At 36.8% G+C, this 15,691-nt stretch carries 12 protein-coding genes; 10 read left to right on the forward strand and 2 right to left on the reverse strand.

The window, feature by feature from the left end; genetic code table 11:
- The first annotated feature begins 87 nt into the window (after nucleotides 1-87).
- The 5 genes from WJN01_RS10200 to WJN01_RS10220 all read left to right on the forward strand — a co-directional run bounded on the left by WJN01_RS10200 (nucleotide 88) and on the right by WJN01_RS10220 (nucleotide 6,616).
- Complete coding sequence (locus WJN01_RS10200; RefSeq protein WP_445197055.1) at nucleotides 88-642, forward strand: OsmC family protein; 555 nt, start codon at nucleotides 88-90, stop codon at nucleotides 640-642.
- 73 nt (nucleotides 643-715) lie between these two features.
- Nucleotides 716-4,198: a 4Fe-4S binding protein gene (locus WJN01_RS10205; RefSeq protein WP_445197056.1), complete on the forward strand. Its 3,483-nt coding sequence runs from the start codon at nucleotides 716-718 to the stop codon at nucleotides 4,196-4,198.
- A 267-nt stretch (nucleotides 4,199-4,465) separates the two neighbouring features.
- Nucleotides 4,466-5,506 carry a c-type cytochrome gene (locus WJN01_RS10210; RefSeq protein WP_445197057.1) on the forward strand — a complete coding sequence of 347 codons (1,041 nt, stop codon included), beginning with the start codon at nucleotides 4,466-4,468 and terminating at the stop codon, nucleotides 5,504-5,506.
- Between the two features lie 2 nt (nucleotides 5,507-5,508).
- Nucleotides 5,509-6,186, forward strand: a complete 678-nt coding sequence (locus WJN01_RS10215) for a Tat (twin-arginine translocation) pathway signal sequence containing protein (RefSeq protein WP_445197058.1) — start codon at nucleotides 5,509-5,511, stop codon at nucleotides 6,184-6,186.
- Between the two features lie 16 nt (nucleotides 6,187-6,202).
- Nucleotides 6,203-6,616 carry a DsrE family protein gene (locus WJN01_RS10220; RefSeq protein WP_445197059.1) on the forward strand — a complete coding sequence of 138 codons (414 nt, stop codon included), beginning with the start codon at nucleotides 6,203-6,205 and terminating at the stop codon, nucleotides 6,614-6,616.
- 22 nt (nucleotides 6,617-6,638) lie between these two features.
- Here the strand turns inward: WJN01_RS10220 and WJN01_RS10225 are convergent, their stop codons facing one another.
- Both WJN01_RS10225 and WJN01_RS10230 read right to left on the reverse strand, forming a co-directional pair.
- Complete coding sequence (locus WJN01_RS10225) at nucleotides 6,639-10,013, reverse strand: tetratricopeptide repeat protein (protein WP_508493503.1); 3,375 nt, start codon at nucleotides 10,011-10,013, stop codon at nucleotides 6,639-6,641.
- A gap of 117 nt (nucleotides 10,014-10,130) precedes the next feature.
- Nucleotides 10,131-10,970, reverse strand: a complete 840-nt coding sequence (locus WJN01_RS10230) for a universal stress protein (RefSeq protein ID WP_445197061.1) — start codon at nucleotides 10,968-10,970, stop codon at nucleotides 10,131-10,133.
- Nucleotides 10,971-11,221: 251 nt separating this feature from the next.
- Here WJN01_RS10230 and WJN01_RS10235 point away from each other — a divergent pair, with 251 nt between their 5' ends.
- From WJN01_RS10235 to WJN01_RS10255, 5 genes are all read left to right on the forward strand, one after another.
- On the forward strand, nucleotides 11,222-11,974 hold the full coding sequence (locus tag WJN01_RS10235; protein ID WP_445197062.1) for a DUF3108 domain-containing protein: 753 nt from the start codon (nucleotides 11,222-11,224) through the stop codon (nucleotides 11,972-11,974).
- Between the two features lie 12 nt (nucleotides 11,975-11,986).
- The gene (locus WJN01_RS10240; RefSeq protein WP_445197063.1) at nucleotides 11,987-12,403 is read left to right on the forward strand and encodes an FUSC family protein; all 417 of its coding nucleotides are present in this window, start codon (nucleotides 11,987-11,989) and stop codon (nucleotides 12,401-12,403) included.
- A gap of 126 nt (nucleotides 12,404-12,529) precedes the next feature.
- The gene (locus tag WJN01_RS10245) at nucleotides 12,530-13,582 is read left to right on the forward strand and encodes a M28 family peptidase (RefSeq protein WP_445197064.1); all 1,053 of its coding nucleotides are present in this window, start codon (nucleotides 12,530-12,532) and stop codon (nucleotides 13,580-13,582) included.
- Nucleotides 13,583-13,648: 66 nt separating this feature from the next.
- Nucleotides 13,649-14,656, forward strand: coding sequence for a M28 family metallopeptidase (locus tag WJN01_RS10250; RefSeq protein WP_445197065.1), 1,008 nt, complete (start codon nucleotides 13,649-13,651; stop codon nucleotides 14,654-14,656).
- 94 nt (nucleotides 14,657-14,750) lie between these two features.
- Nucleotides 14,751-15,587 carry a toxin-antitoxin system YwqK family antitoxin gene (locus WJN01_RS10255; RefSeq protein ID WP_320418837.1) on the forward strand — a complete coding sequence of 279 codons (837 nt, stop codon included), beginning with the start codon at nucleotides 14,751-14,753 and terminating at the stop codon, nucleotides 15,585-15,587.
- Nucleotides 15,588-15,691: the final 104 nt, after the last annotated feature.

Raw genomic sequence — 15,691 nt, forward strand, 5'->3', positions numbered from 1 at the left:
CTGATTATAAATTAGTTATATGGTTTGGCACGCCATTGGCTTTACCACAACCAAACAATAATGTTTAACAATTTAAATTTTAAAAAAATGATTACAACAGCAAATGTAAAAAACGGAGTAAACGTAGACCAATTAGTAGAAACAATCGGTCACATTCAAGAACAACCAGAATTAGCAAAATTCGAATTCAGAGCAAAAAACAATTGGATTGATGGCGGACATTGTGTATCCAGCATCAAAGGATTCTATGGCGCAGGCCAAGAAGATGCAACACGTGAAGAAACATTCACCATGGAATGTAGCCACCCACATGTATTGCTAGGTAAAAACGAAGCCGCAACTCCACCAGAAGTAGTATTGCATGCTTTAAGTTCTTGCTTAACAGGAGCCATGGTTTATCATGCAGCAGCAAATGGTATTGATATTGAAGGCGCAGAATCTACAATTAAAGGTACTGCTGATTTGCACGGTTTTTTAGGATTAGACCCAGAAGTAAGAACCGGTTTTAACGGTATTACCATGCAATTGAAGGTTAAATCGGATGCAAGTGCTGAGCAATTAGAAAATTTAGCCAAATTTTCTCCAGTATTCGATATGATTACAAACCCAACCCCTGTAAAAATTGAAATCATTAAAGGGTAACAACAATTAAAAAAATGGCTGCTCAACATGAAGCAGCCATTTTTTTTCACTTCCATTTTTCAACACCATCAAGATGAAATCCACTACTACGAAAATATTGAATGCCAATCAAGCCGTGGCTCAAATAGCGTACAAAACTAACGAAGTGTTTCCTATTTACCCTATTACGCCAGCATCTGAAATGAGTGAACTGGCAGAGCAATGGAGCGCAGAAAACAAGCCCAATATAGACGGTTATGTACCATCAGTTTTTCAAATGCAGAGTGAATCAGGCGTTGCTGGAGCCATGCACGGTGCCTTGCAAACGGGATCGTTATCTTCAACGTTTACGGCATCACAAGGTTTGCTTTTGATGCTACCCAACATGTACAAAATAGCCGCTGAACTTACACCCAATGTTATTCATGTAGCGACCCGTAGTATTGCTACCCATGCACTTTCCGTTTTTGGTGACCATAGTGATGTTATGGCCGTTCGTCAATCTGGATATGCCATGTTAGGCAGTGCATCCGTTCAGGAAGCCCATGATTTCGCCTTAATTTCACAGGCAGCTTCTCTTGAATCAAGAATTCCCTTTGTACATTTTTTTGATGGATTTAGAACATCGCATGAAATCAATAAAATAGAAATCATTGATGATACAACTATCAATTCACTAATTGATCAACGACACATTCAAAAACATTGTGAAAGGGCTTTAAACCCCAACAATCCCGTTTTAAGGGGCACATCACAAGGTGCGGATGTGTTTTTTCAAAGTCGGGAAGCCATCAATTCATTTTATAATTCCTGTCCAGAAGTTGTTCAAAACAAAATGGATTTGTTCGCCAATCTTACAGGCAGAACGTATAAACTTTTTGATTATGTTGGACATGAAGAGGCTGAACACATCATCATTTCAATGGCTTCATCAACTCAAACTATTGAAACTACAATCAATCAATTGAATGAAAACGGCAATAAATACGGCTTAGTAAAAGTCAGATTATTTCGCCCATTTAGCACCAAACATTTTATTTCAGCATTACCAAAATCGGTGAAATCCATAGCTGTTTTAGACAGAACCAAGGAACCTGGAAGCACCGGCGAACCTTTATATTTAGATGTACTACAATCTGTTTCAGAGGCTTATCAAAAATGTGAGATTAGCTCGACCCCCAGAATTATTGGAGGTCGCTATGGGTTATCTTCAAAAGAATTTACCCCTTCAATGGTTGCGGCTATTTTCAACAACCTAAAACACGAGCAGCCAAAAAATAATTTTACCATTGGCATTAATGACGACATAACAAATTTAAGTTTGGACTATTCAGAAACCGTCATTTTAAAAAACAGTCACTACCAAGCCATTTTTTATCAAGAAAAAAACAAACTAGCCACCGAAAGCTTCAATAATACCGTAGAGCACATTGGACAAAACAAAAACTTATTTGTTCAAGGTTATATTGCTTGTGACTATAAAAAATCAAACAGTCATAACATCGCTCACCTGCGCGTTGACAAAAAACAAATTCAAGCACCTTATTTAATAGAACAGGCCAATTTTATTGGTTGCCAACATGCACACTTCACACAAAATACTGATGTCATAAAAAAACTTATAACAGGAGGCACGCTCTTGGTTAACTCTTCACAAACATCAAAAGCATTTTGGCAATCGCTAACGGCAAAAACTCAAAAATTAATTACTAAGAAAAAAATACAACTCTTAGTCGTCAACACAGATGAAATAAAAGCCAGTACTGTTTTGAACGAAAAAAATATTTCAGAATTTCATGCTTGTTTTTTGGCTTTAAAAAATGACATTCTCATTAATGACAATCAAACTAGTTTATTGGAATTCATTTATGAAGTTGACACAACAGTTATTAAAGAGGAATCAAATGAAATTCCCTTTGATGATGCATTTAACGCATCCCTTTTAGGGCAACTTTTAAACAACCAAGGCAACGACATACCGGTTAGTATTCTTCCAAAAGATGGCACCTATCCAACAGGTACTTCAAAGTATGACCAAATAACAAACAACCATTTTTTACCAGAATGGAATACCGATTTGTGCACACAATGTGGAGCCTGTAGTATGGCCTGCCCACAAGGAGCATTAAGAATTAAAGTTTTTGACGATTCGTTTGCAGCATCTTTACCCGAAAAATTCGACTATGTTGTTTCTCAAGATTTTGACTTGATGAACTACACCATCCAAGTCAATCCCAATCAGTGCAACAGCTGCAACAACTGTGTTGATGCATGTCCTGTTAAAGCTTTAAAACTAGTTAAGAAGTCCGAAACGCTAAACGATGAAAACAAAAACTGGGGCTATTTTGAAACCCTTCCAGAATTCGACAGAACGAAAATTGATGTAAACAAAGTAAGCCAACAGCAATTACAAGAACCTTTATTTAAATATTCAAGCGGTGTTGAAGGTTGTGGTGAGGCGCCTTACTTAAAACTATTATCGCAGTTATTCGGTGACAGATTACTCATTGCCAATGCAACTGGTGCGAGTTCTATTTTTGGAGGTGCTTTACCGACAACCCCTTGGGCGAAAAATGTGAACGGACAAGGGCCAGCATGGTCAAATTCCCTGTTTGAGGACAATGCCGAATTTGGATTAGGTTATAGGTTGTCCATAGACCAACAAGAACACCAAGCAAAACAACTTCTAATAAAACTTGCGCCTCATTTAGAGATTGATTTAGTGAATGATATTCTTAAAGCGTCCCAACAAAATGAAATTGAAATAAACAGCCAACGAGCCCGGGTTAATAAGCTCAAGGGTTTATTGAACAAAATCCAAAAACCAGAAGTGAAACAACTTTTGGCTATTGTTGATAGTTTAATTAAAAGAAGCGTTTGGATTGTTGGCGGCGACGGCTGGGCATACGATATTGGTTATGGTGGATTAGACCATGCTATTGCCACCGGAAAGAACATAAACATCTTGGTATTGGACAATGAGGTTTACGATAATACGGGTGCACAAGCCTCAAAAGCAACACCTTTTGGAGCAGAAGCAAAATTCACATTCAACGGAAAACAAAAACACAAGAAAGACTTAGGACTTTTGGCCATGACTTATAACAATGTTTATGTGGCATCGGTAGCCATTGGAGCCGACCAAGAACAAACCTTGAAGGCTTTTAACGAAGCTGAAAGTTTTGATGGTCCCTCAATAATAATTGCTTACTGCCACAGTGAGTCACATGGTATAGACATGAAAAACCCCTCACAATACCACAAAGCTGCAGTTGACTCTGGGCAATGGTTATTGTACAGAAATGACCTCAGACGTGCTGAAAAAGGCTTGAACACTTTACAATTGGATTCCAAAGAACCATCAATTAAAATTCAAGATTATCTGAAATTGGAGGACAGGTTTTCAAAACTTCTTTACACTGACCCATTACAATTCAACAGTAAAACGCGGCAAATCCAAAAGCATATAGATAGAAGGTTTGATAAATATCTAGCACTTTCTTGCCCTCCATTTATGAATAGAGCTAAACTTTTACAGAACAAAAAGATTAATCAACAACTAACAAATAAAAATTGAACCCTTAAGAGGAAATGACAAAACGAATAGATATAAAAACCTTGGTTTTCCCAATCAACACATATTTTTTTGTAACTTTAGGTCAGGTATTATTCAATTATTTGAAAAATCTCCCTAGTTAGCCATTCAACCTCTCAAGACTGTTTACTAATAACGCGCCCCAAATTCGTTAACGTTTTAAAAGATCTTAAAAGACTAAGATTTAAATGTTGCCCTTTAAAGGATAATGAAATTTTTGGCTTAAATAACTTTATATAAAACAGTAGAATGCAGGATGATGCCTTTCATATGTATAAAAAAGCTACCAGGCTGGTATTGATTTACTTTAGTTCTATTATAATATTGGCTGTTCTTTTTTTGTTTTGCTGTTTTGATGTTATACCGCTTAGTGGTTTCAAATCAGGCCATAAACTATCCAGTATTTATGACAAGAATTATGACGTTTCATTAGTTAGTAATTCAAAAGATAATGAAATGCTAAAATATGGCTATGAACTATTTTCAAAAACGCCAAAGTATTTAGGTCCAGACAATGGAAACCCCCAAATGGTATATCAAGGCAACAGACTAGCCTGCAGAAACTGCCATTTAAATCTGGGAACACAACCTTTTTCTGCCCCCTTGATTGGCATCATTCAGCGTTTTCCTCAATTCCGTGGAAGGGAAAATAAAATAGGTACTATTGAAGAACGCATTAACGGATGCATGGAACGTAGTATGAATGGTAGGGTTTTACCTGAAGACAGTAAAGAAATGAGAGCCATAGTAAGCTATTTAGAATGGTTAAGCAGACACGCCCCAAAAGATGGCAAAATTAAGGGTACAGGGTTTGTTAAACTAGAAATTCCCAATAGAGCCGTAAATCTGGATAATGGCAACAAGGTATTCACCAAACATTGTGTTACCTGCCATGGCAAGAATGGTCAGGGTAAAAAGGCAATTGACGGATATACTTACGAATATCCACCTTTATGGGGAGAAAACTCTTTTAATAATGGTGCTGGCATGAACCGCGTAATCACAGCAGCTAAATTTATAAAAGGTAACATGCCTTTTGAGCTAGCCTCATATGATGTGCCCGTTTTAACCGATGAAGAAGCTTATGATGTAGCGGGTTATATCAACCAAAAACCAAGACCCCAAAAGCAAAATCCTGAACGAGATTTTCCAGACTTAAAGAAAAAACCGGTCTCTACACCTTACCCTCCTTATGCAGACGATTTTTCGATTGAACAACATCAACTAGGTCCATTTCAGCCCATTATGGCATTTTATAAAGAGAAGTATAACATCACCAAAACCAAGTAATTATGAAAACAAACAACAGCAATTCCAGACGACAATTCCTAGGAGCTTTAGCCCTTGGCGCAACAGCAAGCACTTTTTCTGTGCTATCCAATCCAATTTACGCGAATATTCCTGTTTCTGACACAAAGAAAATGAATGACGCTGAAAACTGGTTTGACAACATTAAAGGATCACACAGAATCGTGTATGATGGTTCTACACCTCATATGGGGTTTCCCATTACATGGAACTGGGCCTTTTATTTAACCAATAATGGCACTGGCACACCTGATGAAGACATGACTGCCATGACTGTTTTAAGACATAGCGCACTAGGATTGGCACTAGAAGATAGTCTATGGGAAAAATACCCGTTAGGTGAAGTCTTTAATGTTAAGAAAGCGGATGGAACCCCTTATAAAAGAAACCCATATTATGAACCTCAAGAAGGCGACTTCCCCCTTCCCATGATTGAGGGCATCAAAAGGCTACAAGAAAGAGGTGCTATGTTCTGTGCATGTGATTTAGCAACGAAGGTATACAGTAACGCAGTAGCAACCCAAATGAATTTAGACCCTAAAGCAGTTTACGAAGAATGGGTAGATGGTATTCTTCCAGGCATACAACCAGTACCTTCAGGGGTTTGGGCTTTAGGTAGAGCTCAAGAACATGGCTGCGGATACATATTTGCAGGAGAATAAAAACAAATAATAAATTATGAAAACATTAATTAATCTAGTTTTGGCATTGGCCTTTACAGGAGTGGCTTATGCACAAGCCAAACCTGTTAAAATAGTATTTGACGTAACCAGTAATGACACAAAAGTGCATAAATCTGCTGTAAGACACGTTAAAGCGATGTCTAATGCCTACCCGGATTCTAAATTTGAAGTTGTTATGTACAGTGGTGCCATGGACATGGTGCTTAAAGACAAATCTTCAGTTGCAGAAGATTTAGAAGCACTGGCACAAAAAGACAATATTGACTTTGTTATTTGCGAAGGGACCATGAAACGCCATAATGTTGACGAATCAAAACTCATAAAAGGCGTAAAAACCGTACCGGATGGTATATTAGAAATTATAGAAAAACAGCAAGAAGGCTGGGGATACATAAAGGAAGGTCAATAGTATATTGCCCTTAATTATTGGGTTATTTTTTATCGAACACATTAACCTTATCCCAATCTTCTGGAGTTCCTGAAATGGTATATTCTGCAGATTTGGTAATAAAGTAGCTTGCCACATAATCTTGTGGATTTTTGCTCAAAACTTTATCAAATGCTGCAGATGCCTTGGGAAATTCTTTATTAAAAAAGTATTTTAATCCTTTTTCAAAAGTGGATTTTGTTTTTAACTTTTGCTCCTTACTTTCAGTTTCATCCCCATCAAAACACTCATAAATACCAACCGATTTATTCTTACCCTTCACCCGAACTTTACCAAGATACCTAAAGTTAAAATCATCTTTGTTTTCTATGGTGTTTAAAGCATCTTCGCTAACAATAATATTTGCACCATAATGCTTGGTAACGCCCTCCATCCTGGAAGCTGTATTGACCGTATCGGCTATAATGGCTGTATCATTTCTTTCACTGTCACCAATAATACCCATGACCAAATCGCCAGTGTGAAGACCTATACCGACTGAAATCGGCTTAAACCCCTCAGAAATTCTCCTTTTATTATATTCATGAATGGTTTTTTGCATTTCAATAGAAGCTTGTAAAGCGTGACCTGCATTTTCGGGGAACAATGCCATAATGCCATCACCAAGATACTGGTTGACAAAGCCGCCATTATTCTGAATCAATGGCCCCATGCGACCAACATAAGCATTTACAAACTTAAAATTCTGCTTTGGCGTCATGGATTCTGAAAGGTTTGTGTAATCTCGAACGTCGGCAAACATTACTGTTACTTCCTTTTCTGTGAAATCACCCAAAACCACATCTGTAATCGCCTCTCTTCCAACGGATTTCAAAAACGCAGATGGCACAAAACGACTTGTAGCTTTGTGAATGCCATACAAATTTAAATGCATTTTTATTCTGCTTAGCAATTCGTTTTTTGAAAAAGGCTTGGTCAAATAATCGTTGGCGCCTAAATTAAAGCCCGTCACCAAATCACTAACCCTGTTTTTGGCAGTGAGCATGACTATGGGTAATTCACTTGGCGAATAGGTTTTTCTAATAATCTCGCAAACCTCATATCCAGACATTCTGGGCATCATAATATCCAATAGAATCAAATCAAAATCATTATTATCAACCAGCTCTAGGGCCTCCTTGCCATTGCTGGCTTCAAAAACTTGGTAGCCCGCAAGGTTTAAATGGTTTTCCAACACCCTCCTATTTATGGGCTCGTCATCAACAATCAATATTTTAATATCGGAACTATCCCTATTTTCCAAGGGTGATGCCAATTGTGAATTTTCAGGAGTTGTTCTTTGAACTTTTTCCTCTATCCCAACAATATCCTTTTCACTCAAATCTTCTCGCGTTTTGTCACTTATCGGCAAGGTAAATGTAAACATTGAACCTTCACCTACTTTGGAATCTACCTTAATATCGCCACCATGAAGCTCCACCAATTGTTTCGTAACCGAAAGCCCCAATCCTGTGCCACCATAGTCCCGAATGTTTGAGCCATCAATCTGCTCAAAAGATTTAAAAATATCCTCAAATTTATTTTCAGGAATGCCAATTCCAGTATCTGTGATGGCAACAGCCACCATATCGTCTAATTTTGCAGCTTGAATTTCTACTTTGCCTTCCTCCGTAAATTTTATGGCGTTGCCTATTAAATTATAAAGTATTTGCTGCACTCTATTTTCATCGGCCTCTACCAAAGCAATATCTTTTGGTATGGAATTGATGAGCCTTATGGGTTTTCCATCAACCAAAGTCTCTGAAACTTTCAGTACTAGTTTCGTTACTGAATAAAGGTCCACTGGTTGTAGTGCCAATTTTAAATCTTGATTTTTAAGCTTTGAAAAATCCAGAATGTCATTCACCAAATTAGAGAGGCGTTTACCGCTATTGGCTATCATATCTAAATTTTCCATGGCTTTTGCAGATAATTTGCCAGCTGCACCATCCTTTAAGGATTCGGAAAGTCCGATAATACCATTAAGTGGTGTTCGCAGTTCGTGTGATGTATTGGCCAAAAACTGATCTTTTAGCTGGTCTATCTGCTTTAATCTTGAAATAACGTTGCGCTCTTGTTTTAACTTTGCACTTTTTTGCCTAGACCGCCAATAAACACCACCAATCAATAACAAACCAATGGTGCCAAAAATGACAAGATTGACCTTGTTGCGCTGCTTGCTTAAATCTTCCGAATAACGCAATTCTTGTTTCGCCTTTTCCTTGTTGAACGCAATACTGTCTGCCAGTTGCTGTCTCTCAAACTGGTATTCCATTTCCTTGCGTGTTATTTCTTGTGTTTTTGAATTATTGAACAAGGAATCTTTCGCAATAGAAGACATCTTAAAATATTTAAGGGATTCACTGTAATTGCCCAGTTTTTCATAAACCTTTGCCAAACAATCACAGGCTTCCTTTTTGGCGATTAGAACACCCATTTCTGTAGCTAAATCAAATGATTTTTTGCAGTCGTCTCGCGCCAAAAGATATTTACCTTGATGAAAATAAGTTCCTGCTCCTCGATATAAATAGGTACTTATCATACCCTCGCGATCGCCAATTTCATGGTGCATCGTCATACTTCTGTTTAAGTATTCCAGTGCTTCGGCAAACTTCCCCTGCACACTATACATTTCACCAATATTACTGTAAGCCCTTGCCTCTGAACGTGCATCATTTATTTCCTCAGCAATCTCGGCCGACTTTAAAAAATTGCTCAAGGACAAATCGTAATTCTTTAAGTTTTGATGCGCCAATCCCAAATTATTGTACGTATGTGTCAAGGAATATTTATCGCCCAAGTCTTTTTTTATGTTTAGGCTATACGTATAATATTCCAGAGCCTTTTCATTATTTTTTTGCCGAATAAATACATTTCCCAAATTATTGGATAGGCGCGCCAAATTAACCTTATCGTCATTCTCCTCAGCCAATTTGAGCCCCTTTAGCTCATATTCCAAGGCCTTCGTAAAATTGCCCAGTTCATAATAAATGCTTCCAATGTTGTTATAAGTGGTGGTCAAACCCTTTTTATCGTCCAATGCCTCTAGAATTTCATGGCTGGAATAAAAAAACTTTAAGGCCTCATTATAATTGCCTTGTACCGCATAAGTATTGCCCAAAAGGCGCAACGAAGTTGCTTCCCAATTTTTGTTTCCTTTTTGTTTAGAAAATTCCAAAACCTCATTTCCATAAACTCTTGCCGTATCAAGATTTTGTCTGAACAGCAGCATAAAAGCATCCAAACCAGCTTCAAACCTTATGGAATCTGTCAACTTATTATTTTCAAAAGAGTTTTTTAAACTATCAAGCTTGGCGGATTGGCCAAATAGGTTATGAAGACAAATAAAAAACAGAAAAAAGAGGGGTCTTAACTTCATATAAAATTAAAGGTTGGTCTATAATTTTATAAAGTTAGTGGTTAATATTTAACAACAAAAATTGTTAAGCATTAACTGATGACTTCAGATTAAATTTTCAATTGAAAAAATGCCTTTCTAGTTATTTTTATGCATCACCAAAAGCGGGATATCTATTTTAAAGGCGAAGGTTTCAACAGGGTGTCTTGTAAACAATCGTTCAAGAAACGAATGTTTTTTGTTCATCATGGCCAGCATTTTTATATCATGATTCTTTATGTAATCATGTATCACATCAAAAACATCTTTGCCATTAAGGTTAACAAGCTCATTATTGGCATCATTAAAATACACTTGAAAAAAGCCTTCATTTAAAGCTTGGTTTTGTGCTGATTGCTCGTCGGCCACGTGCAAAATGTTTAGCTTTGCCCGATGGTATTTCACCAAATACTTTAAGGCCATTAAATCCTTTATTTTAAAAAATGTTAGGTTACTGGTGGTAAAGGCAATGGCATCCAACTTGGTAAATTTGTAGCCATGGGGTATAGCCAAAACTGGGGTTTTACTGCGCTGCATGACATGTGCTGTATTGCTTCCAAAAAAAACTTTTTCAAGTCCTGATGCGCCGTGCGTACCCATGATAATCAAATCGATATCTTGGTTCGAACAAACTTGGTTTATGGAATCCACAAAATTGTCGTAATCCACAATGGTATGAAATTCGTGCTTGCTGTTCTTAAACTTCTTTTTAATGCTCAAAACAATGTTTTCCATAGATTTTTTTGAGGCATCAATCAATGTTTTATAAACCGTAGCTGATGAATTTACCACCATAAGGTCGTCAGTAATAAACGACGATGCCTTTTGCACATTTAGAATATAAAAATGGCAGGCTTCATCTTTAAGCAATTGCATGGCATAATTTATAGCACCTATAGAATTTTTAGAGAAATCGGTTGGCAGTAAAATATTTTTCATCGGTTTGAGGTATTAATTCGGCTTAAAAAATTAAATTTCATTCAGTTAGTTCACTGATTCATGGGTGGGTGTTATTGTAAAAAATTAGTTTGTCAAGTAAATATAGAAGAGTTATAAAAATAAAACTATGACAAAAATCAGGTGGCAACCACCGTGTTTAAAGCAAACAAAAAATTAGCATAATAATTTTAAGCATTGTATTTTCGGCACAATAAATGATAAGCAACACGTTATATCTTAAACTTAAATACATGCGCCACATATCACTTTTACTTATATGCTTATTTTCCTTAACCTTAAGTGCACAGAATAACGCCATCGGATTTAACGAAAAACTCACTTACACGGCATCATATAATATGTCTGGCATCCTAACCGATTTGGCCGAAGTTACCATGGAAACAAGTCCGGTAAAAACATCTTCGGCAACACTTTTAAAATTAAAATGCACGGCAACTACATACAGCAAATGGGATACTTTTTTCAAAATCAGGGATTTATACGAAAGTTATGTTAGCCCAAAAAGCTTAACCCCTTATCTGTATAACAGAGACATCAATGAAGGTGGTTATTACAAAAACATGAAATACACCTACAGCCACAAAACAAAAACGGTAAAATCGGTGATGAAGAAAAAAAACAACACCTTAAATAAAACCGTTAGCATTGGAAGCAACACAAAGGACGTTATTGCAACGTTGTATTACATCCGTATTATGGATTTTGAAAGCATGTCATTCGGAACTATCAAGACCTTCCCCATTATTTTTGATAATGAAGAATTTAAGGGCATGATTACCTATTTGGGAAAAGAAACCATTAGTACATCGCTTGGAAAAAAATCCTGTTACAAAATCTCCATAGGAACAAGTGACAATGGCACATTAAAAGGCACATTGTGGCTAACGGCCGATGCCAACAAAATTCCAGTTTACGGAAAATTTAAAATACCAGTTGGCACGGGCGAACTCAAGATAAATTCTGCCACTGGTTTAAAAAATTAACGTATTAAAAAAATGAAAAGACTATTCACTATTTTGGCCATAATCGCATCCGTTTTCGCCATAATATTGGCCGTATTGCCTGTTTCAAACTTTGCGGTATTTCCATCAATAGCTGCCTTGGTATTTGGATTGATTGCATTTTACCTTTCGAAAAAATCGGGACAAGTAAAAAAAATCATCCAGTTTTCATTTTTATTGACCATTATGGCATTAGGCATTACCGTTTATAAAGCCATATTTACAGAAGCGAAAGTTGCCGATACCGAAGCTTTGGAAGCTACTGAAACAAAACTTGAAGAAGAGGCCTTGGACGAATTGGAAGGTATTGAAATTGAAGACTTGGAAATTGATGAATCTGAGTTAGAAAACATTGAAATTGAAGAGGTTGAGATAAACGAATCAGAATTGGAAGATATATCTATTGAATAGTAAGTAATTTCTGTTTTTTTTTATCTTTGTAAAAGATTTGACATGAAACACATTCAATAAAAACTTTTACGCCCCAGAGAATATTTTGACTGTAAATTACTAGGGATTAAACCTGTAAAAACACACATGAAAACCTTTACAATCCTCTCTCTTTTAGCCTTAGTTGGTACGTGTGCCAAACCGAAATACATCGAAAGAATACAAAACGTAAAAGACAATATACAGTTGGTAGACAGCGCTTTGGTCATGCAATATGCCAACACCATTACTGTAGAGGAATTAAAAACACATTTGTACGCATTTTGTTCCACAGAATTCGCTGGAAGAAGAGTTGGGGAATCTGGTCAAAAAAAAGCTGCCAATTTTTTAAGGGACTATTATATAGAAGAACATATTCCATCACCATTTGGCGGCGATAGTTACTTTCAATTTATCCCGGGTGAATTTCTTGGCAGCAACATAAAAAACTCTGAAAACGTTTTGGCTATAGTCGAGGGCACGGAAAAGCCAGAAGAAATTATAATCATTTCGGCGCATTTAGACCATCTTGGCATTACTAAAGACGGAAAAATAAATTATGGCGCCGACGATGACGGTTCGGGGACGGTAGCCCTAATGGAAATGGCGCAAGCCTTTAAAAAAGCTAAAGATGAAGGGCACGGGCCAAAACGTTCAATACTTTTTCTTCATTTAACGGCCGAAGAAATAGGAAAACTCGGGTCTGAATTTTACGCTTTGCACCCTGTTCTCCCTTTGGAAAATACGCTCACCAACCTAAATATTGATATGATTGGCCGAGTTGACGAGCAACAAAAAAACAATAAAAACTACATTTATTTAATTGGCTCAGACCGATTGAGCAAAGAACTGCACTACATTTCCGAAAAAGTAAACAATGCCTATTTCAACATCAATATTGATTACCGATATAATGTGGAAGGTGAAAAAAATGATTATTATTCAAGGTCAGACCATTACAATTTTGCCGTGCAAGACATTCCGGTAATTTTTTACTTCAATGGCGAACACCAAGATTACCATAGGCCAACCGATACGCCAGATAAAATAGAATTCGAGCTTTTACAAAAACGCACAAAGCTTATATTCGCCACGGCTTGGCAAATTGCAAACCAAGAGCACCGCTTAGCTATAGACGCAGAGAACGAACTGTTAAAATAGATAAAATTTAACGGCAAACTCCGTTCTTTTTTTGTAATATAGTTACGTATTATAAACTATGTAACTTTGAAAATACTTGCCATTCTTATTTCTGCTGCCCTATCCATTTCGTCATGCAGCAACTCGCAGAGCAAAAACAAATCGGTTGTTACCAATCCTGAAAAATATGCCAAAACCATTACGGCAAGCGAACTTAAAAGCATGCTGTACACCTATGCTTCAGATGATTTTGAAGGCAGAAAAACCGGTGAACCAGGGCAGAAAAAAGCCGTAGAATTCATTAAGAACCAATATGTTTTGGAAGGCATCCCCTCCCCGATTTCAAAGGATGACTATTTTCAAGAAATTCCGGCATCGTTTTTACCCAACGGAACCAAGGATTCCGAAAATGTGCTCGCCTACATAAAAGGAAGCGAAAAACCAGATGAAGTCGTGGTTATTTCGGCACATTTAGACCATATAGGCATTTCAAGAAATGGAGACATAAACAATGGTGCGGATGATGATGGCTCGGGCACAGTGGCCATCATAGAAATTGCCGAAGCCTTTAAGGCCGCCTCAAAAGACGGATTTACACCCAAGCGCAGCATCTTGTTTTTACATGTTTCTGGAGAAGAATTGGGACTTTATGGCTCACGTTATTACACCGATGTCGACCCTGTTTTCCCTTTGGAAAACACGGTTGCCAATTTAAATATAGACATGATTGGGCGTATAGACCCCAAGCACGAAGGCAAACCGAACTACCTGTATTTAATTGGTTCAGACAAATTAAGCACAGAACTGCACAACCTGTCTGAAGAAGTGAACAAAAAATACTTCAACCTAGAGTTTGATTATACCTATAACGCCGATGACGACCCCAATCGATTTTATTACCGATCGGACCACTATAATTTTGCCAAACACAATATACCCGTAATATTTTATTTTAACGGTACACATGCCGATTACCACAGGCCAACCGATACGCCAGACAAGATAAATTATGAGTTTTTGGAAACTCGGGCACGCCTAATTTTTTATATGGCTTGGGAACTTGCCAATAGAAACGAGCGCGTAAAGTTGGATTAAAAGAAACCCAAAATGAGGAACAAAAATTCCTATTATCCGGAAATAAATAAGGGATAATGTGTACTTTTATTCCACATATAACACGTTGTACGCAATGATGAAAAACCTACTTATAATATTAATTCTAACTTTTACAATTTTAGGTTGTAAAGAAAAATCATCGGAAACCAAACCGAATGAAAAACTGGAATTTTATTCTGATAATAAAAATTTGACTTTCAAAAAGACTGTGAAATTTGAGAATCACGATAGTCTTTTTTACTTCTATAGAAACGGACAAATATTTAAAAAAGGGAAAATCCATAAAAACGGAAAGCCATTCGGAATTTGGAATTTATACTCAAATGATGGGAAATTAAGGGAAATAAGAGAATGGTTTGTGATAGATGGACATTCAAGAATAAATAGAGCTTGGTTTCTTAATATAAAAGGAGATACACTTGCTTGGAGAGACCAAGATTCCATTTTTAAACAAAAAGAATTTGTAAATGACACTTTAGGAACACGAGCAACTGACTATAATGTTTTCGATTTTAACAAAGACACTATCTACTTAAATGAACCAATTCGTGGAGTTGTATATTGTAATTCTCGTCGAATAAGAGATTATGATTCTCAAATCAGAGTCTTTTTACACAGTGAAAGTGAAAATTTCAATTCACCTTTTCCAAATGACAGCCTCGTTAGAACAGACCATTTTAAAAACTTAAAAATTGACACAATCAATCAAAAATGGTTTCCCGATATTGACCCTGAAAGATTTGGACACGTAGCAATTTTTGGAAGTTGGTTCAAAAATCCAGGAAAAAAGCTGTTAAGAGGATATATGGAAGAGTACTCTTATGGTCCATTTGAGGACAAAGAAATTGACAGTATGACTGCAAGAGTTTATTTTGAGAAAATGATTTACGTAAAAGATACAATTCAATAAAATCACTGCGTACAACACCGGCTATAGTTCCTTTAGACTTGCATAATAAAATATAGTAACTTTAGGATTGACCAAAGAGCAGGTAAACTATTATAGTTCATAGT

It is taken from the genome of Tamlana sedimenti, assembly GCF_038148895.1.
GTDB lineage: Bacteria > Bacteroidota > Bacteroidia > Flavobacteriales > Flavobacteriaceae > Tamlana.

Bases quoted from the DNA above. Each gene is read 5' to 3' on its own strand.
- WJN01_RS10205 (WP_445197056.1), top strand. From the start codon at position 716: ATGAAATCCACTACTACGAAAATATTGAATGCCAATCAAGCCGTGGCT.
- WJN01_RS10245 (WP_445197064.1), top strand. From the start codon at position 12,530: ATGAAAACCTTTACAATCCTCTCTCTTTTAGCCTTAGTTGGTACGTGT.
- WJN01_RS10220 (WP_445197059.1), top strand. From the start codon at position 6,203: ATGAAAACATTAATTAATCTAGTTTTGGCATTGGCCTTTACAGGAGTG.
- WJN01_RS10215 (WP_445197058.1), top strand. From the start codon at position 5,509: ATGAAAACAAACAACAGCAATTCCAGACGACAATTCCTAGGAGCTTTA.
- WJN01_RS10210 (WP_445197057.1), top strand. From the start codon at position 4,466: ATGCAGGATGATGCCTTTCATATGTATAAAAAAGCTACCAGGCTGGTA.
- WJN01_RS10235 (WP_445197062.1), top strand. From the start codon at position 11,222: ATGCGCCACATATCACTTTTACTTATATGCTTATTTTCCTTAACCTTA.
- WJN01_RS10230 (WP_445197061.1), bottom strand. From the start codon at position 10,970: ATGAAAAATATTTTACTGCCAACCGATTTCTCTAAAAATTCTATAGGT.
- WJN01_RS10240 (WP_445197063.1), top strand. From the start codon at position 11,987: ATGAAAAGACTATTCACTATTTTGGCCATAATCGCATCCGTTTTCGCC.
- WJN01_RS10200 (WP_445197055.1), top strand. From the start codon at position 88: ATGATTACAACAGCAAATGTAAAAAACGGAGTAAACGTAGACCAATTA.
- WJN01_RS10225 (WP_508493503.1), bottom strand. From the start codon at position 10,013: ATGAAGTTAAGACCCCTCTTTTTTCTGTTTTTTATTTGTCTTCATAAC.
- WJN01_RS10255 (WP_320418837.1), top strand. From the start codon at position 14,751: ATGATGAAAAACCTACTTATAATATTAATTCTAACTTTTACAATTTTA.